Below are 19,420 nucleotides of genomic sequence, written 5' to 3' on the forward strand. Positions count from 1 at the left end.
TATGTTAATAAATGTAGCTTACTATAATTATTAAATAGGAAGTTTAATGATAAATTCTGAACCTTGCCCTATTGATGAATTTACCTCTAGAGTTCCTCCATGTTTTTCGACAACAATCTGACGAGCAATTGATAAGCCTAATCCTGTGCCTTGACCCACAGGCTTGGTGGTGAATAAATAGTCAAAGATTTTTTGTTGGACATCAGCCGACATTCCCACGCCATTATCTTTAATCCTAATCGAGATATAATTTTTATCTTCAGTGAGAGTGGTTTGAATCAAAATTTGATTAGGATTTGCATCAATTTCCATATAGGTAAGTCCTATATTAGACTCCTCTAAAGCATCAATAGCATTAGCTAATAAATTCATAAATACTTGATTTAGTTGTCCGATAAAACATTCTAATTCTGGCAATATATCGTAATCTCTAATTACTTGAATATCGGGTCGATCTTCGGATGCTTTTAAACGGTGTTTTAGAATCATAATTGTACTGTCTATACCATCATGAATGTTGCAATACACTTTGCGATCGCTATCTGCTCGAGAAAAGGTTCTCAAGCTGGTACTAATGTTGCGAATGCGCTGAATTCCCTCTTTCATTGAGGAAATTAAATTAGGTAGATCGGCAAGTATATACTTCAAATCTATAGCTGCAATTTCCTCTTGAATTTCTGGAACTGGATTAGGATAGTGTTCCTGATAAAGGTCAATAATGTTAATCATGTTTTGGAAATATACTGAAGCGTGTCCAAGATTGCCATGAATAAAACCAACTGGATTATTAATTTCATGAGCAACTCCTGCTACTAATTGACCAAGAGCAGACATTTTTTCCGTCTGTACAAGCTGAAGTTGAGACTCTTGTAAGTCTTTTAATGCCCTAGATAATGCTGATGTCCTTTCTAAAACTCGTTTTTCTAAAGTTTTTGTGAGATTTCGTAATTGAAGATGGGTTTTAATTCTAGCTAATAATTCTTCTTGATGAAAGGGTTTTGTGATATAATCAACTGCTCCTATATTTAGACCCTTTACCTTACTATGAGTATCAGAATTAGCTGTCATAAAAATTACGGGGATATCACAAGTAGCTGAATTTTCTTTTAGTCTTTTGCAAGTTTCAAATCCATCTATTCCTGGCATCATCACATCTAATAAAATTAAATCGGGAAGTTGATACTCAACCTGCTTCAGTGCTTTTTCTCCATCATTTTCTGTGATAACTTTAAAGCCTACATTAGTTAATGTATCAAAGACAATTTCTAAATTAGTAGTAGTATCATCTACCACTAAGATTAAACTATCTTCTGGGGTGTAAAGCATTTTCATATCTGGTTTTTCATTCATATATTTAAATTAATTTTATTCATTGTTAGTTATTGCCTCTTGCCTTGCGATCGCAGCTAATTCCCCTCTATTTTCTTGGTAGACAGGCTGCCAATTTATCGTCTGACAACCCTATAGTTCCCAAAAACTCTGATAACAGCAACATTTTCACGCTAAATTGCTTATAGCTTTGCGTTGGGGCGATCGCTACATGAGGATACATTAACCACCAATCTTCATTTCAGTAGAAATAAGTATCTTCCTTTTGGAAGCTCGTGACTCATAAATTAGTTATTATTACCCTTGTCTTTTTACCAAATTAGTGCACTGCTAGCTCAGAAAAAGATTGTTAATGCTACAAGTTCATTGTTTCATTTAGTCAATAGTGTTTATCATGAGTATTTTTATATGTAACTTTTTTTTTACAAAAAATATAATTACATATAATTACGCTATAGTTACAACTATGTTTTTTAAAAAACATAACTAGTTAAGTTTGCAAATATTCATATAGATTTACATACCACTAGCAGTGACGTAAATATAATTTACACACTGCATAACGTGTGGTATTACAGTGAGTTCTTTTCAAAAATTTGTCATAGGCTTTTTATTAAGTCTATTGATTTTTTCTTCTGTAATTCATGTTCAGGACTTCTGATTTCTAACTCTGACTTCTAACTAATAATTACCATGAAGGAACTACTTTCCTCCGATTTATACTGTCCATTTTCATTGCATATTAATAAGTATGTTGATGTTTTGGAAGAGTATGCTTTTGAATGGGTACTACGCTTCAACCTCCTAGCAGATGAATCGTCTTATCAGCGTTTCTCCAAGGCGAAATTCTTTTTATTAGCAGCAAGTACTTACCCTTCCTGTCCGCTTGAGGAATTGAAGATTGCAAATGACTTATTGAGCTGGTTATTTATTTGGGATGACCAATGTGATTTGTCAGATTTAGGAAAACAACCTGAACTACTAAAGTGTTTTCAAAATAGATTTTTGGAAATATTAAATGGGGAAGAACTTACAAATCAAGATGTACCCCTTGCTTATGCCTTAAATAACTTAAAAAATCGAATACTCGAAAGAGGAAACACAAAATGGTTTCATCACTTTCTCTGTAGCTTTAAAGGCTACTTCCAAGGATGTGTGGAGGAAGCAACTAACCGTATACAGGGAGTTGTACCTGATATTGACACTTATATGGCGATACGTATATTAGCCGGAGGGGTGGAGCCTGTTATCGAATTGATTGAATTTTGCGACCATTTAATAATTCCTGATTTTGTACGAGAACACAACATGGTGAAAGAACTAAAACTGATGGCAAATAAAGTTCTTTGCTGGGGTAATGATATTTTCTCAGCACTCAGGGAAATGGAAGATGGCGACGTTCATAATTTAGTATTGGTACTGCATTATCAACAGAAGTTGCCTTTAGTACAAGCAATCCAGCTTGCTGTTGAAATCCACGATCAAGACGTGCTAACTATGATGAATTTAGAAGCATCTATTCCAAATTTTGGAGAAGAAAAAGATGCTGAACTCGCAAAATATATATCAGGATTGCATAGCTGGATAAGTGCCAACCTCGCTTGGTGTGCTCAATCTACTCGCTATCAGACTGCTGAAAAGCTTGAGGTAATTAAATCTTAAAAGAATTGCAAATTTCTAAGCCAAGTAAGAAACATTTGAACATAAAAATTGAATAGCCACTTATTACTCTAAAAATAAGGGCGGAAAATTAGCACAATTTCAGAATTAAACATTAAATGCAACTACCTAATCCTCTCAAAACCTCCTCTTTGCTACAAAAGCTTCAGTGGGTTACTGACCCTGTTAGCTATATGGAAAATGCAGCTCAACAGTATCCCGATATTTTTACTGGTAAAATAATCGGTTTTGGTGACACAGTAGTCTTTGTGAACCATCCCAAAGCAATCCAGGAAATTTTAACTAATGATAGAAAGAAGTTTACAGCCGTTGGGAAACTCAACGGAATTTTGCAGCCGCTTTTGGGGAATTATTCAGTCGTGATGCTGGAGGGCGATCGCCATAAACGTCAACGACAACTGGCAACACCCTCTTTTCATGGAGAGCGGATGCAAGCCTATGGTCAGCTAATCTGTAATGAGTCTGAAAAAATCTTTAGTCAGTTACCACTAAATAAGCCCTTTTTAGCTCGTAATCTAACACAGGAGATATCCCAGCAAGTCATTTTACAGGCTATCTTTGGCTTGTATGAGGGAGAAAAAATTCAAAAACTCAGGCAACTATTGCCGTTGCTGTTAGAGCTTTTTCAATCACCTTTCACTTCTAGCTTATTCTTTTTCTCATTCTTGCAACAGGATTTAGGAGCTTGGAGTCCCTGGGGGAAGTTCCTACGCAATCGAGAGCAAATCGATCAATTTCTCTACACTGAAATTGCCAAATGTCAGCAACAACCCGATCTAGAACGCATCGATATTCTCTCTTTGCTGATATCATGTCGGGATGAAGCCGGCCAACCGATGACGGTTCAGGAGTTGCGCGATCAGTTAATAACCCTAATACTTGCCGGTTATGAAACTACTGCATCGGCAATGGCTTGGGGATTGTACTGGATTCACCAAAAGCCTCTAGTCCGTGAAAAACTGCTCCAAGAACTGGACACTCTCGGTGATTACCCAGACCCTATGAGCATTTACCGACTTCCATATCTCACCGCTGTCTGTAATGAAACCTTGCGAATTCACCCTGTTACAATGTTTTCGTTTCCCAGGGTAGTGCAAGAACCTGTTGAATTATTAGGACATCCTTTAGAGCCTGGAACTGTACTGCTTCCCAGTATTTATCTCACTCATCAGCGAGAGGATTTATATCCCCAGCCTAAGGAGTTTCAACCAGAGCGCTTTGTTGAACGGCAATTTTCTCCCTATGAATTCCTGCCTTTTGGCGGTGGTGCCCGTCGTTGTATTGGCGAGGCTTTGGCTCTATTTGAAATGAAGCTAGTATTAGCAACCGTTTTGTCACGCTATCACTTGGCGCTAGTTGATCGGCGTCCAGAGCGACCTCAACGTCGAGGTTTTACCCTTGCGCCTTCCAGTGGAGTCAAGATGGTAATTACAGGGCGACGTGCGCGTCAAGAGTCTTTAGTTAATATGACAACTACACCCATATTCTAGTAGCTTGCCTGAGTTGTTTTGATAAGTCTTAGAACATCACCCAGTTTTTGTGACAAACTGGGTTTTTAGAATTGTATAGCAATTCTAAATGATAGGTTTTGCTTTACTTAACCCAACTTTGTATTTTCAAAGAAGCGTTACTAGTCTAAATATCTGACTGTTGCATTGGGATCTCAATCACGAACTCAGTCCCCTTTCCTAATGAGGAATCACAGGTTAAACTACCCTTGTGTTTGTCCACAATAATCTGATAGCTAATCGATAACCCCAACCCCGTGCCACTTCCTACCGACTTGGTGGTGAAAAATGGGTCAAATATTTTCTGCTGCACCTCTTTTGTCATACCAGAACCGTTATCGGCAATCCGAATTATCACCGTATTAGAATCTGTTAGTTCAGTAAAGATATGAATTTTTCCTACTTTATGAGGAGCTGCTGACGCGTCTATGCCCTTTGTGATTTGTTCCTTGTCATTTATTAATGCTAGATAACCAATGGCAAATGACTCTTCTAAAGCATCGACCGCATTACTCAAGATATTCATAAATACCTGATTGAGTTGACCAGGGTAACAAATAACTTCCGGTAATTTCCCATATTCTTTGACGACTTCTATTTCAGGTAAATTGATCTTTTGTTGAAGTCGATGCTGCAAAATCATTAAGGTGTTGTCTATACCCTCATGAACATCTACAGGCTTCATCTCAGCTTCATCTAAGCGAGAAAAGTTGCGTAAGCCCAAAACAATATTTCGGATACGCGAACTCCCCATTTTCATTGAATCTAAAATCTTGGGCAGGTCTTCTGATAAAAAAGCTATGTCAATCTCCTCAGTTTTCTCCTTAACTAAAGGCGAAGGATGGGGATATTCTTGCTGATAAATAACTATCAAATCCAGCAAATCTTGGACATAATCACTAGCATGATTAATATTACCATGAATAAAGTTAATAGGGTTATTAATTTCATGAGCAACTCCCGCCACCATTTGTCCTAAAGAAGACATTTTTTCACTTTGAATCAATTGAATTTGGGTACGTTGCAATTCTTGTAAAGTTTGTTGTAAACACTGATTTTTGTCGTTGAGTTCCTGCGTTCTTTTCTGAACTTTTTCCTCTAGGGTATGGTTGTATTCCTCCAAGCTTTCTTTAGCTTGCGCCAAATTTTTGTAGAGGATAGCATTCTCTAAAGATATTGCTGCTTGAGTAGTGAGGAGTTTCAGGACTTCTACGCGATCGTGTGTAAATGCTCCTGTCGTTAGATGATTTTCTAGATAAATAATCCCAATTAATTTACTTTGATTTAGAAGAGGTATAGACAATAAACTCTTAGGCTCTTCACTAATAATATAGGTATCACCTGCTAGAAAAGAAACAGCCATTACATCATCAATAACCAAGATTTCTCTGGAGCGTTTAACATAATTAATCAAAGTAATGGGAACATCGTAGCTTGATTCAAGGCAAGTTGATGGAAACTCAGTGTAGGTATGCTCAAAATTGGAACTTGAACAAACTGCTGTGACAGTTAATGCTAAGTTGTCACCTTCACTCAAAATTAAAGCGCATTTAGATGCTCCTGCATTCTCTATAACAACCTCCATCAAAGTAGAAAGAAGTCGCTCAAGCTCGATTTCTCCAGAGAGTGCTTGAGATGCTTTGATAAATGCGGCTAAATCCAGAGAGTCAGAAATACTTGTCTTCGAGCCAATAACAGTTTGTTGATTACTTAGGGTAGATAAAGATGATATAGATGTGTTATTGAAAGAAGTACTTTCCTCGCTGGAATGGATACTCAGTTTTTCTTGCTTAAATATGGAAGCCAGTAATTGGGGATAGCGTTTTGCCAAATCGTCAACCTTGGCTAACGCTCCCCAGCGAACGTAGCTATAGTAGGCATCAGTTAGGTAAGTTTGAGCAATCTTATCTTTGTCCCACTCTAGATAAAATTTAGCTGCAAGTTCATTAGCCAGAGCTTCTTCGTTGATATACTCATGTTTTTTCGCAAGGGAGATAGCACGATCATACGATTCCATCGCTTCAATATATTGATCTCCAATTCGATGCCGTTCAGCTTCTACAAGATAATATTTGTGTAAATAATTCATGGGGGCATGATGCGCCCATTTTTGCATTTTATCCTGATTGGCTTGTACTTTATCAAGAATAAACTTTTGCTCAGAAGCAGATACCTCAGAATACACCGCAAGTCTAGCCAATGAATCATAAAAATGGAAAAGAGGAAAAACTAACTGCCCTATACCACCATCTAAATACTTTTCTGCTAAATTAGCATTTTCAACCGCTTGAGAGAACTCATAAAATGAGTAGCATAATTGCAATTTGTTGTAATATAAATATAAAAGTCCTATAGCATCCTTCTTTTGAAGATGAAGCGGTTGTGTTATCTCCTCATTATATGCTTTACCGATCAGATAGCAGGGATTTACAACATTTCCTAGCCAGTTTAAAGTACTCTGCTGATATATACTATTCCAGTTAAATACTGTTTCTTGCTTGATTTGTCTGATGGCATTGCTGTAAGTTGCTATCTCCCATTCCAACTCTGTCAGTTCTTTACCAATGAAATATGTAGAGTAGCAATAATTATTAAGACAGTAAGCTGCATATTCTAAATCTCCAGTTTCTAGCCCGACAGAGTAAGCCTCAAGCAAAGGTTTTAATATTTCCCTACTATGCTCCTTCCAATGCCAGATAGATGTATAGAATACCATCATGATCTTAGTTTTTACTTCTTTAACATTAGATTTAACTAAAAGGCTCAAAGCTAATTTGCCAAATTGATAGCCAGATTCAATATCTCCTACTATCCCGCAGAGAATTACCCCGTAAGCAACATAGGCATAAGCAGACGAGGAAGCATTACCATATTTGAGTGATAAGTTGATTTGTTTAATAACAATCAGCAAAAACAGTTCAGGAGTGACTGAATAGGTCACGGCTGTTACAGCCGATAGAATACGCATAGCTACTATCTGCTGGGCTTCTGTCATCTGTGGTAGGTTCATTAAGTCATCAATGCGCCTGCCGTTCAGATTTAATGCTAATTCCGCCATTGCTAGTTGAATATCAGACTGACTTGGATGTTCAGGAAACTCCACTTCCAAAAGTTTCAAAAAGGTTAGAGCAGTATTTACAGCCTTCAGTGCTTGGTTCTGCGCCCCATAAGCTTTAATTTTGACTTCATAAACTTTTACTTTTTCTAGCAGTGTTTTTGCTCGTGCCAACACTACTTCTACTAATTGCTCCATTTGCCTAAAGTCGCCAGCTAGATATGCAGCCTCTGCTCCTGTCTCATACAAAGCTAGGATTAGTTGATATTTAGTCTCCCAACTATCACTTGCCAGCAATTGGATGCCGATAGTTAAATACTTAACAGCAGCGGGATAAGCTGTTGATGCTAAAGCCTTACGTCCAGCAATTAGATTCATCTGGGCCAGTTCATCTCGTTTAGCTTGAGGGGAGATGAATTCTACTGCGATATTAAACTGATTGACAAGCTCAAAAATCTTTTCTTCCTGTTTTGCAACAGGAATATTGTTCAATAACAGTAGCCCAATTTTTAAGTGAATTGGCTTTTTTTGTTCTTCAGGAATTAAAGAATAAGCGGCTTGCTGCACTCTATCATGGACAAATTTATACTTGGGTAGCTGTAAATGAGAATTTGAACATTGTGTAGATTCTATTCCATGAACAATGAATTCTTGATTAGTATTATCTTTTGAAAAAATGCTGTAATTTTCAGATTGTGGTAAAATTAGCCCATCAAGTAACGCTTGCCACAAGTCTGATGCTGTATCTACTACAGATTTTTCATTAACGATCGCCAGAGTTTTTAAGTCAAATTGATTTCCAATACAGGCAGCTAGTTTCAAAACTTTTTGGGTATATATTGGCAATTTTTCTATTTGCAGGGCGATAAATTCTACTACATCATCTGTAAGAGCTAAATCTTTGATTTTTGAAATATCATACTGCCAATGACCAGCATCAAAATTTAATACAATTAGCCCATCATCATGTAAAGTTTTGAGAAATTGAACAGAAAAGAAGGGGTTGCCTTTAGTTTTAGCAAACACCATCTGGGTGAGAGGAACAGCAACCAATTCTGGACAATGAAGTGTCTCAGCAATTAGATGATTTAAATCGCCTTGATTTAAAGGTGCTAAGGTAATCGTATTAATGATTACTCCTGCTTTTTGAATCTCCTGTAGTGTCAAAGAAAGCGGATGTGCCTTGGAAATTTCATTATCTCGATAGGAACCAACTAATAAGAAACCTCCTTTTGTTTCACGCATCTGTTCTGTCTCTTCTGAAATAGAAGACAACATACTTTCACACATTAATAACTGAATTAATTTCAAAGAAGCTGTATCTGCCCATTGCAAGTCATCGAGAAAGATAACTAGGGGATGTTCTTTAGTTGTAAAGATTTGGATGAATTTTTGAAACAATAAATTGAAACGATTTTTGGCAGCGCTGCCAGAGAGTTCTGTAACCTGAGGTTGTTTACCAATAATCTGTTCGAGTTCAGGAATGACATCAATAATCACCTGTGTTTGTGTACCTAATTCCCGCAGAATTTTGGATTTCCATTGTTGAATTTGAGCATCAGTTTCTGAGAGCAGTTGCCCAATTAAGTCCCGAAAGGCTTGCACTAATCCTGACAAAGGAATGTCACGTTGAAACTGGTCAAATTTTCCTTTGATGAAGTAACTACGCTGCCGCACAATAGGTTTGTGGACTTCATTAACCACGGCAGTTTTGCCAATGCCAGAGAAACCTGCAACTAATATCATTTCTGTTGCCCCGTCTGTCACACGCTTAAAAGCAGCAAGTAGAGTTTCAACTTCACTTTGGCGACCGTAGAGTTTTTCGGGAATTACGAAACGGTCAGAGATGTCTCTGACACCGAGTTTAAAGGGTGCAATATTTCCTGTTTCTTGCCACTGGCTTTGGCACACCTCCAAGTCATGCTTTAACCCCAAAGCACTCTGATAGCGGTCTTCGGCATTTTTTGCCATCAGCTTGCTGATGATGTCAGACAAAATTAGCGGAATATCGGAGTTAATCCGACTGGCTCTTGGCGGTTGTTTGGCAATGTGAGAGTAAACTAACTCCGTCGGATCTTTGCTGGTGAAAGGTAACTGTCCGGTGAGGAGCTGAAAGAAGGTGACACCGAGGGAATAAAAATCAGTGCGGTAGTCAATACCTCGGTTCATCCTTCCAGTTTGTTCTGGGGAAATGTAAGCCAGAGTACCTTCTAAGATGTTGGGATTCGTGAGAAATTGAATTTCTCTTGGCAGAAGGGTGGCAATACTAAAGTCGATGAGTTTGATTTCATTTGTGCTAGGGTTGATGAGGATGTTGGCAGGCTTGATATCTTTGTGAATGATGCGATCGCGATGCAGTCTTTCCAGGGTAGAAGCAATTTTAATCGCAATGTGGAAAAACTCGTTCAGGGAAAGCCAGTTTTCCTTTTTTACTTTGTCATCTATTTGCCAGTTTTGGAGGGAAATGCCACCAAAGTCTTCCATCACCAAAACATAGCTGTTACGGTAATTTTCTAAGCTATAGGTTTTGACTATGCCAGGAAAATCGAGGTTTTTGGTGATGATATATTGATTTCGGAACTGAGCTATTTCCGCAAAGGTAGGATATTCATTCCGCATCAATTTGAGAACGACTGATTTTTGGTCTTCTTCTCTAATACCTCGATAAACTAGGGTTTTACTACCTGAGTAGATTTGTTCAGTAATGCGATAACCAGGAAACGAATATAATGTATCTAATACTACTAACATTGCGGACTATGCTCATAATTATTGTTTCTATGGCTTATTATTCCCGCGCAAAGACTATCCTCATCATGAAAGAGGATTTTTTTGTTTAATTTGTATTAGAAAATGTGACTTGTAATATATTTTTATTACTAAATATCTGAATCTTAAACTGTATGTTTTCTCATCAAGTGAAGTACATATCGAAATCTCAACACAACCCTTCTTTGAACTTACGAAGAGAGAAGATAAAGTACAGCTTTACCGGGCTTAGGTCAAGCTGTACCTCACTAAATAATGATGATTTATCAACATAAGTGTTTTTGAACTAACTATTTTTATCCGCTTTTAATCGGACACCAGTATAGATGGTGTATTTTTGGCTGCGATAATAATAACGAGCACAAATACTACTTGATTTTTTGTTTAATAAAAGTCACAACCTGAGTAAGCTGTTTCTTCAAACCATCAATTTCTGCTTGCATTTTGACAATTTTCTCATTCAATGCATTAATTTCTGCCTCGGAGACTCCTCCAGTACTTGGGGTTGTGATGCTGGGGGCTGTGACGCTAGAGTTTGCAACGCTAGGAGCTACTACCGTACCATTGGCGACACCAGAGGTTGCTACTGTGCCATTTTTGACAGCAACCGCTGCTCCTACTGCGACTAGTTCTGGGCGTGGCTGTTTTGCCTTGGCCATAGCTAGCTTAATTGCACCAATTAGTTGTTTCTGATCGAAAGGTTTGCCCAGAAATTCAAAATATTCAAATGGTTCTGTGATTTTCTCAGTCACCTCTTCCTTGCGACCAGACATGATCACTAAAGGAATTTTCCTTAACTCTGGATCGGCTTGAACTTTCTGGAAAACTTCCCAGCCACTCATTTTAGGTAACAGAAAATCCAGCATAATCAGGCTGAGTTTTTCCTGAAGGATGAAATTTAGTCCTTCCACACCGTCTTTTGCTTCTAGTACCTCAAAATTGCCCGGAGGCAACATTTCTCGTACTTTTACCCTGACAACTGTAGTGTCATCGATAACTAAAATCTTGTTACTTGCCACGACTGTTTGCTCTAACAGAAACTATAAGTGTAAATAGCGGCTTTGCCGATTGTCCTTGAGAATCCTCCCACTATATACATAATTTCTAGCAATTGGGGGATAGTATATTTCGGTATAAATGACATTGTTAGAGGTGTTTTGCAAAACTTTTGCTTGCGCTCTTTTAAATTTGTGTCATTGTGATATTTAATCAACAGACCACTACATCTATATCCGCATCTTGCTTGGATGTTTATGATTTCGTCACAACAAGCCGAACTAAAGTCTGAAATTAAGGCAATGCCTAGCTGGTTACGTCGCCCGATTGGTAAAGCCAGTGAAATCTCTACCGTACAACGCATTATTAAGCAGCGCCAAATTCACACGATTTGTGAAGAAGGACGCTGCCCTAACCGAGGGGAGTGCTATGCCCAAAAAACTGCAACTTTTTTGCTAATGGGGCCTACATGCACACGCTCTTGTGCTTTCTGTCAAGTAGATAAAGGTCATGCACCAATGCCTCTTGATTTAGAGGAACCTGAAAAGGTTGCCCAGGCGGTGCAGCTTTTGGGATTGCGTTATGTGGTGCTGACTTCTGTAGCCCGTGATGACTTGTCCGATCGGGGTGCAGGGCATTTTGTAGAGACGATCGCGACTATTCGCCAATTGAATCCAGAGACTCAAATAGAAGTGCTGACCCCAGATTTTTGGGGTGGTGCTGGTGTTGGAGAAGAAGGTCAACGTCAGCGGATAGCGATGATTGTCAAAGCCAAACCAGCTTGTTTCAATCACAATATTGAGACAGTGCGGCGGTTAACTGGGCCAGTGCGCCGGGGAGCCAAGTACGATCGCTCACTTTTGGTGCTGGCTACGGTTAAAGAAATCGATTCGACAATTCCCACCAAATCAGGTTTGATGCTGGGACACGGAGAAACAGTTGATGAAGTTATTGAAGCAATGGCTGATTTAAGGGCTGTAGGATGCGATCGCTTGACTCTTGGGCAGTATATGCGTCCTTCTTTAGAACATTTGCCAGTCCAAAAATATTGGACTCCAGAGGAATTCGATCGACTTGGCAGATTAGCATGGGAAATGGGATTCAACCATGTTCGTTCTGGGCCTCTGGTTCGCAGTTCTTACCATGCTGGAGAGGAGGGAGTAGGGATTGGGGAGTAGGGGGGCAGAGGGGCAGGGGGGCAGAGGGGCAGGGGGACAAGTTTCTCCTTTGTCTCCCCCCTCTTCCTTGTCTCTTCTCCATGCCCAATGCCCAATGCCCAATGTCCAATTCCCAATTCCCAATGCCCAATTCCCAACTTCACACAAATATTCTTAAAGAATTTGAGTATTTGGTACACCAGTTTGGTATTTCTTTAAAAGTCATGACATTAGGAGAATCGGATTATGACCTCTAAAACAACGAAGAATCCTACAGATTTACCAGTTGCCGACAGTGGAGCTAAACCTCCCTACGCCTATCGCACAGGCTGGGCAATATTCTTGTTAGCTATCAATTTCCTGGTAGCAGCCTGGTATTTCCACATTATTGAATAATTAGAAGTGGAGTGGTGCTGCTCAAATCGTTCCTTTGAATAAACCTTTGGGGCGAATGAGCAGCACCAAAATCATGATTAACAGTGCTACACCTTGTTTGTATTGTGAACCCAGCCAAGGAGTGCTGATTTCCTGGACGATGCCAATGATAAAAGCTGCTGCGATCGCACCGTAGGGATTGCCAATTCCACCAAGTATTACTGAGGCAAACAATGGTAATATTAAAAACCAACCCATATTCGGGCGCACAGCTGTAATTAACCCATACATACTGCCGCCCAATGACGTAATCGTGCCAGCAATTACCCAAGTCCAAAAAATAACTCGGTCAACATTGATACCTGAAACTCTAGCTAAGTCCAGATCGTCGGCAACTGCTCGCATCGCCTTACCAATTTTGGTATTTTGCAGCAGATAATGCAGCGCCAAAATTGCTAGCACCGCCAACCCTAATACCAATAATTGATTTTGCGGTATCTTTAAACCCAAAATATCTAAAGCCGGAGTAACAGGTAAATTATAATTTTGGTTCCTGCCACCCCAGATAAAAATAATCCCATTGCGAATAAATAAGGCAAGTCCGATAGAAATAATAATCAGCGTAGTGGAAGTAGCACGGATAGAGCGCATCTTTGACCACAGTAACTTTTCCGATAACAGCATTGCTGCTACTGTTCCCGCCGCCGCCAAAATCATCGACAGCCAAATATTGACTCCAATGGTGTTCATCAGCCAAGTTAGATAGGCTCCTAAAGTGAGAAAGTCACCATGAGCAAAGTTAGATAGCCGTAAAATTCCATAAGTAAGAGTCAGTCCGACTGCGGCTAGAGCAATAATGCTCCCTACCGCAATCCCATTCACGATTAGTTGGGCGAATTGTGCATCCATAAGTTTTCAGTTGCGTTGAAAAAATTTTAGGTTAGGTTCATACAATAATTTTTTTTTGGACTAGCTGCTAAACTCGACATCATAAGTTATGGTTTATAACAACATAAGTTATCGTTTATAAATAAAAAAGAATTGTCCGTTAATATACATAAAATCCTGTTGGGATTTTTATGCGTAGCTAAACTTGTTCAGCGGTCTAGTTGACCATGCAGCAGTATTCAAGCTTACCAGACCAGAAATCACTGATAGATGCAACGCCAAAACTTAAACTTTTGACAACAATTGAGCAACTTCGCGCGCAGCTGTGGCTGGAGAGCAGCTTAAACCAGTTGCAAAGTCGCCTTAATGATTGCTTGCTTTCTGCTTGTAACACTGTCCCACAGCCAGAAGCAGCACAAGCGGAAATTTTCCAAACCGTGGTTAACGAGATTAACAGTGCTATTCACAGCAGTAATCTGGCACTTACAGAATGTGCCGTAGGCATCGCTATGTGTCAACCACAAGAAACTGTTGCCACAGTTTGCTATGTTTCTGGTTCTCCATCCCCAAATTCACCACCTTTATTTCTAGAAGTGCTGACAGCAGAAAAAAAGCTGCTGTTGAGATTGCAAGAAGTCATAAAAATTGAAGATTTACAACAGCTTGAGAATCAGCAACTACCGAGCGCTTGGCGGTTAGCGGATGATTCTGGCAGCGTTATCGGCTGGCTAATTCTTGCCACAGCGCCCCTAAGTTCTCATCATGAGTCGTTCATAGAATCGCAAGCTCAACTCAGATCGCAATTGATAACAAGGTCTGCCAAATGCTGTACTACAACCTTAGTACAACTTAGACACATCCTGTCTTGGCCGCAACGGTGTCAACAGTTAAGTAATTCTAATCAAGAATTGGAGCGCACCAATCAACTGAAAAATCAGTTTCTGGCAAACACCAGCCACGAAATTCGTACACCGCTTAGTTCCATTATTGGGTTTACCCATCTGCTTTTAGCTCCAGGGTACGAACCAACTAAAGAACGGCAGCAAGAGTATTTAAATATCATTCAGTCTAGCGGTAAACACTTACTAGCTCTGATTAACGATATTTTGGATCTCTCTAAAATTGAAGCAAATCAGCTAGAAGTACAGTGGGAAACAGTAGATGTCCCACTGTTGTGTAACAATGTTTTGGCATTGGTGAAAGAGAAAGCTGCTAATAAAAGTTTGAAACTGTGCCTAGAACTTGAACCTGATATTACAACCTTAGTAGCTGACCCCTTACGACTCAAGCAAATGTTGTTGAATTTACTCTTCAACGCCCTAAAGTTTACAAGTATTGGAAGTGTTGGCTTACAGATTGCTTCCAAAGGTGTATTTGTGCATTTTACAGTTTGGGATACTGGCACTGGCATTTCCCAGGAAGACCAAGTTCAACTGTTTCAGCCATATTTCCAAATTGCCAAGGCCGTAGCAGATGGTATTGAAGGTACTGGTTTGGGTTTAGCAGTGACTCAGAAACTCGCCCAAATTCACGGTGGTTGGGTGAAAGTTGAATCTGAAATAGATCGTGGCTCCCGTTTTACTCTTGTACTTCCTCTTAAGCAAGAGATGGGAGTGAGGGTAGATGAGGAAGCAGGAGAAACAAATTTTCCCTCATTTCCTCTGCCTTTGACACCTAGTTCCTCTGTAGAAATTTTGCTGGTAGAAAATGATTTACCCAATGCTGATTTGATGCAAATTTATCTACAAAAATTGGGATATCAAGTGACTTGGGTTAAGAATGCTGACGAGATGTGGGAAGCCCTAACACAGTTAGATCCAGCGGTAATTTTAATGGATGTTTGTTTGGCAGATGGAAATGGTCTTAACTTGGTACAACAACTGCGAGAACATCAGCAATATCGGACGATTCCGGTAATTGTTCAAACAGCAATGGCGATGAAAGGCGATCGCGAAACCTGTCTAGCGGCTGGAGTAAATGACTATATTTCTAAACCAATTGATTTACCACTTTTAGCCAGTCTGGTGGCTAAGTACAGTAAAGCACCAATGTTGGTTGATGAGGAGCAGGGGAGCAGAGGAGCAGGGGAGCAGAGGAGCAGGGGAGCGGAGGGGAAGTTATAGTAAGTCTTTCCTCTCTACCTTTTGTGCCCAAAGCGCCATAAGTAATGACTACAATATAAATGATTGGATGCTACAAGGTTTTGGCAGGATTGGGAAATGATGCTGACAGAAAAATTTGAGCAATTAAGAGCCTTATTTAAAGAAATGGAGCAGGCGTTGATTGCCTACTCTGGGGGCGTTGATAGCACTTTGGTTGCCAAAATTGCTTATGATGTGTTGGGCGATCGCGCTTTGGCTGTCACTGCTGTTTCTCCTTCACTGTTACCAGAAGAATTGGAAGACGCCAAAATTCAAGCTGCAACAATTGGGATTCCTCATAAAATCGTCCAGACTCACGAGATGGAAAATCCCAATTACACTTCTAACCCAGTTAACCGTTGTTATTTTTGCAAAAGTGAGTTGCACGATACCCTCAAACCTTTAGCTTTAGAGTTGGGTTATCCTTATGTGGTGGATGGGGTAAATGCTGATGATTTGCATGATTATCGCCCAGGAATTCAGGCGGCTAAAGAAAGAGGGGCGCGATCGCCTTTAGCAGAAGTCGGTCTTACCAAGGTTGAAGTTCGCCAACTTTCGCAACAACTCGGTTTACCTTGGTGGGATAAACCCGCTCAACCTTGCCTAAGTTCGAGGTTTCCTTACGGTGAAGAGATTACTGTCGCTAAGTTGCAACGAGTTGGTAGAGGAGAAATTTATCTGCGAAAACTAGGTTGGCAGAATTTGCGCGTGCGATCGGAAGGTGATACAGCACGTATTGAATTACCACCAGAACAAATCAAAGAGTTTGTATTAACTAACGATTTACAAACATTAGTTTCGGCATTTCAAGATTTTGGATTTATCTACGTAACCTTAGATTTAGAAGGTTATCGTAGTGGGAAGTTAAATCAGGTTTTAAATAGGGAAGCCTTGGGCGTTAAAGTATAGGATTTTAGTTCTATAAAATAGAGTTTATTTACCCTCTAGAGAAACTAGAAAGCAACCGTTAATTCCCCAGATATTATTGGGCTGTTTTTCCATAAAATATAAAGCCCTCAAGGGGACTCCATCAGGAGCAAGTAGCAGCACTGGTTGAGTTATGTTTCCCTGGATGGTTGTTATGTTCTCAAAAAATACAGAACGAGGACGGTATACTGCTTGGTAGCTTGTTTTTACCATCTGCATAAAATTTTCTGGGGTTACAAATTGCGCCTGAATCGCCGGACTAGCAAAGGCAAAAGCGCCTTGGGCATCATCTTTTTTAAAGGCTGCTAATTGGTATTCAATTACAGAACGTATGTTGATGGCATCAGTATGACTAACTTCCATAAATTTCAAAATTGCGTAGGCGCAGCCCATCGTAGACATCGCTGCAAGTGTCGGCACGATCGCTCAATTCTCACGCTGAGTGAGTGTGTATTCTATCTGCTGTAGTGCCGTTCGCCACACATCATATCCCTCTTGAGACAGGTGCAAGCCATCTGTGGTCAACTCTGGGCGCAAATTGCCTTCCATATCCGTAAACCAGCTATAAATATTGAGATAATTAGCACCTTCTTGTTTAGCGATCGCGGTTAGTTGGATGTTGAGGTGACGAATACGGCTATTGGAAATTTTTGGTAGACGAGTAGGCAAAATTGATTGGACAATGATTTGAGCTTTGGGATGAGTCTGGCGTAAACGCCGGACAATCCGGCGATAATTATGCAAAATTGTTTCATCACTAGCGCCTTTTCGTAGGTCGTTAATCCCAGCCATAATGTAAATAACATCTGGTCGCGTTGCTGAAAATGCCCCCAATCTTTTTAAAACGCCACTAGAGGTATCTCCAGATATGCCTTGATTGAGCCACAATTTACCAGCAGGCAGTTTTTCTCTGGGAAACCACATGCTCAAAGAATCACCAACCAAAATACTTAGATGATTGGCACCTTGACCTTGAGCGATCGCTCTAGCTTCTAAAGCTAATAAACTTTTCCAGTCGTCATAAGTTAGTTGACGTTTCTTGATCGACTCCCACAATGATTGCAAATTATCACTATCTACGCGTGTATAAATCTGACCTGTTTTCAGAGCTGCCAATCTTTGGTAGTAAAGTTGATTTCCAGATGTCAATAAGAGGCTAGTTGCTTGGGTGCTGGGGTTAAGTGATGACTCTGTTGATACTGGTAATCCCTGAGTGCTGAATTCTGGTACGCTAGGGACGTTTTTTTCACTTACTATTGGCTGCGAACTTTTTAGGGGTTGGAACGCTTGAGAGCTGAGTTCGGGTAAGGAAAGGTCGACGCTCTTGATAATTTTTGTACTGACTATTGTCTGCGAACCTTGTTTTAAATCCCACAGGAATCTAGAACTTTCTGGCAGGACAATTGACAGATGTGGAAGAGCCGATGCTGGTATTGCTAATCCTGTTAACAAGCCTGCTGCCAACAGATAAGGGTCCCTCATCGCTTTCTCTCTCCTCTACTCACTGCTTTTCCTTATGACGGCATTAATTGGCTGTATTCAGGAAAATTTTACTTCGGTTAAGTTATTATTCTTATTTACGCTGTATAGTTCTGTAAAGCGTGTTCATGAGATTATATTTGACAATTTACGATCTCTTTAAAGTAGGGTTTTCCCGGTGGTATACAAGTCTTATTTGTGCGAATACTTCTACTGAAAGCACTGTTTTCATCAGCCACTCGCTTTTTCTAACTCAGTTATCACAAATATAACTAGGTTTGCAAACTGGCGATTAGTGAGTTATTTTAGAGGATCTAAGAACAGAGGTTTTTGCTTTTGATGTTGCTAATATGTGAAATAAACAGCAGATTTTAGGTTTCTAGATTTCAGCTAATTGTCGCGATCGCGTGAGAGTTGGCTAGACCGAGAAAGCTACGGTAATACGTATACATTTTCGTTTTGTCAAGCACAAGTGAAAGTGTGGTCACTAAAAGAAGCTTCTGACCATTGTGGGGTAATTTGCAGCAGAGTTACAAGCTATGCGCGTCGTCAGAAAACGATAACAGTTGACTTTCCTGCTATATCTAAATTAGCTCGTATCTTTAATCTGACGATTGAGAACTTAGTAGAAATTTTGGAAAAAATAGCCAAAATTTTAACTTTTGAGAATATTGATATCATACGATAACGTGTCCTCAATGAGCAAGTATCAGGTTTGCCATACTGAGAATTTGATAACTCACTACACGTAATTTAAAATTTCTGTTTACTCATTGAAGTATGAGTTGAAACACACTTAAATTAAGTTTAGCTCTAGAGAATAACCTCATTGAAAGTGCTAAGATTTAGGCTGAATCATTAGTGTTTCCTTTTCTTCTGTGGCTAGAGCTAGTACAGCGATTGGTGTCAGTCCCATTATTAAAGAGATTGTGCAAAAACAGGCACATTCCACACGTTTGACCCTAAAAGAAGTTATTCTGATGGGGATGTTAGCTATTGATAAACTAGATGATCGAGGTCGTCAAGAGCTAGCCGATCGAGTTCATCAAATGCAAGTGAATGGAGAAATTTAATTGAGTAGCTATGAGTTAAGAGTTATAAGCGATGCCCTGAGCC

The 19,420-nt window shown here is 39.7% G+C and carries 14 protein-coding genes; 8 read left to right on the forward strand and 6 right to left on the reverse strand.

The features are described from left to right. Positions 1-30: 30 nt before the first annotated feature. Positions 31-1,350 (reverse strand): response regulator, encoded by a 1,320-nt coding sequence (locus RM049_RS10220; RefSeq protein ID WP_322672002.1) that lies wholly within the window; start codon positions 1,348-1,350, stop codon positions 31-33. 672 nt (positions 1,351-2,022) lie between these two features. On the opposite strand from RM049_RS10220, the gene RM049_RS10225 reads away from it, so the two are divergent. Both RM049_RS10225 and RM049_RS10230 read left to right on the forward strand, forming a co-directional pair. Then, on the forward strand, positions 2,023-2,991 hold the full coding sequence (locus RM049_RS10225; RefSeq protein WP_322704081.1) for a terpene synthase family protein: 969 nt from the start codon (positions 2,023-2,025) through the stop codon (positions 2,989-2,991). A gap of 116 nt (positions 2,992-3,107) precedes the next feature. After that, the gene (locus RM049_RS10230; RefSeq protein WP_322704082.1) at positions 3,108-4,499 is read left to right on the forward strand and encodes a cytochrome P450; all 1,392 of its coding nucleotides are present in this window, start codon (positions 3,108-3,110) and stop codon (positions 4,497-4,499) included. 145 nt (positions 4,500-4,644) lie between these two features. Here RM049_RS10230 and RM049_RS10235 read toward each other — a convergent pair whose 3' ends face one another. Together RM049_RS10235 and RM049_RS10240 are read right to left on the reverse strand one after the other, a co-directional pair. Then, complete coding sequence (locus RM049_RS10235; RefSeq protein WP_322704083.1) at positions 4,645-10,323, reverse strand: AAA family ATPase; 5,679 nt, start codon at positions 10,321-10,323, stop codon at positions 4,645-4,647. A gap of 386 nt (positions 10,324-10,709) precedes the next feature. Further along, positions 10,710-11,360, reverse strand: a complete 651-nt coding sequence (locus RM049_RS10240; RefSeq protein WP_322684915.1) for a response regulator — start codon at positions 11,358-11,360, stop codon at positions 10,710-10,712. Between the two features lie 234 nt (positions 11,361-11,594). Between RM049_RS10240 and lipA the strand changes: the two genes are divergently transcribed. The 3 genes from lipA to RM049_RS10255 all read left to right on the forward strand — a co-directional run bounded on the left by lipA (position 11,595) and on the right by RM049_RS10255 (position 12,890). Further along, positions 11,595-12,515, forward strand: a complete 921-nt coding sequence (gene lipA / locus RM049_RS10245; RefSeq protein ID WP_322704084.1) for a lipoyl synthase — start codon at positions 11,595-11,597, stop codon at positions 12,513-12,515. 101 nt (positions 12,516-12,616) lie between these two features. Beyond that, the gene (locus tag RM049_RS10250) at positions 12,617-12,751 is read left to right on the forward strand and encodes a hypothetical protein (protein ID WP_322704085.1); all 135 of its coding nucleotides are present in this window, start codon (positions 12,617-12,619) and stop codon (positions 12,749-12,751) included. After that, positions 12,741-12,890 carry a photosystem I protein PsaX gene (locus RM049_RS10255; protein WP_322669294.1) on the forward strand — a complete coding sequence of 50 codons (150 nt, stop codon included), beginning with the start codon at positions 12,741-12,743 and terminating at the stop codon, positions 12,888-12,890. The genes RM049_RS10250 and RM049_RS10255 overlap by 11 nt, the downstream gene beginning before the upstream one ends. 21 nt (positions 12,891-12,911) lie before the next feature. Here RM049_RS10255 and RM049_RS10260 read toward each other — a convergent pair whose 3' ends face one another. After that, positions 12,912-13,778: a branched-chain amino acid ABC transporter permease gene (locus RM049_RS10260; RefSeq protein ID WP_322690097.1), complete on the reverse strand. Its 867-nt coding sequence runs from the start codon at positions 13,776-13,778 to the stop codon at positions 12,912-12,914. A 206-nt stretch (positions 13,779-13,984) separates the two neighbouring features. On the opposite strand from RM049_RS10260, the gene hrmK reads away from it, so the two are divergent. Together hrmK and larE are read left to right on the forward strand one after the other, a co-directional pair. Then, positions 13,985-15,880, forward strand: coding sequence for a hybrid histidine kinase/response regulator HrmK (gene hrmK / locus RM049_RS10265; protein ID WP_322704086.1), 1,896 nt, complete (start codon positions 13,985-13,987; stop codon positions 15,878-15,880). Between the two features lie 99 nt (positions 15,881-15,979). Then, the gene (gene larE / locus RM049_RS10270) at positions 15,980-16,807 is read left to right on the forward strand and encodes an ATP-dependent sacrificial sulfur transferase LarE (protein ID WP_322704142.1); all 828 of its coding nucleotides are present in this window, start codon (positions 15,980-15,982) and stop codon (positions 16,805-16,807) included. A gap of 24 nt (positions 16,808-16,831) precedes the next feature. On the opposite strand, the gene RM049_RS10275 is transcribed toward larE, so the two are convergent. Next, positions 16,832-17,188 carry a DUF4864 domain-containing protein gene (locus RM049_RS10275; protein ID WP_322704143.1) on the reverse strand — a complete coding sequence of 119 codons (357 nt, stop codon included), beginning with the start codon at positions 17,186-17,188 and terminating at the stop codon, positions 16,832-16,834. Between the two features lie 63 nt (positions 17,189-17,251). Continuing rightward, entirely contained in the window at positions 17,252-18,307 is a 1,056-nt protein-coding gene (locus RM049_RS10280) for an SGNH/GDSL hydrolase family protein (RefSeq protein WP_322672009.1), read from the reverse strand. Positions 18,308-19,182: 875 nt separating this feature from the next. On the opposite strand from RM049_RS10280, the gene RM049_RS10285 reads away from it, so the two are divergent. Beyond that, positions 19,183-19,377, forward strand: a complete 195-nt coding sequence (locus tag RM049_RS10285; RefSeq protein WP_094342069.1) for a hypothetical protein — start codon at positions 19,183-19,185, stop codon at positions 19,375-19,377. Positions 19,378-19,420 lie beyond the last annotated feature (43 nt).

The sequence above is a fragment of the Nostoc sp. DedQUE04 genome, from assembly GCF_034530995.1.
Classification (GTDB): domain Bacteria; phylum Cyanobacteriota; class Cyanobacteriia; order Cyanobacteriales; family Nostocaceae; genus Nostoc.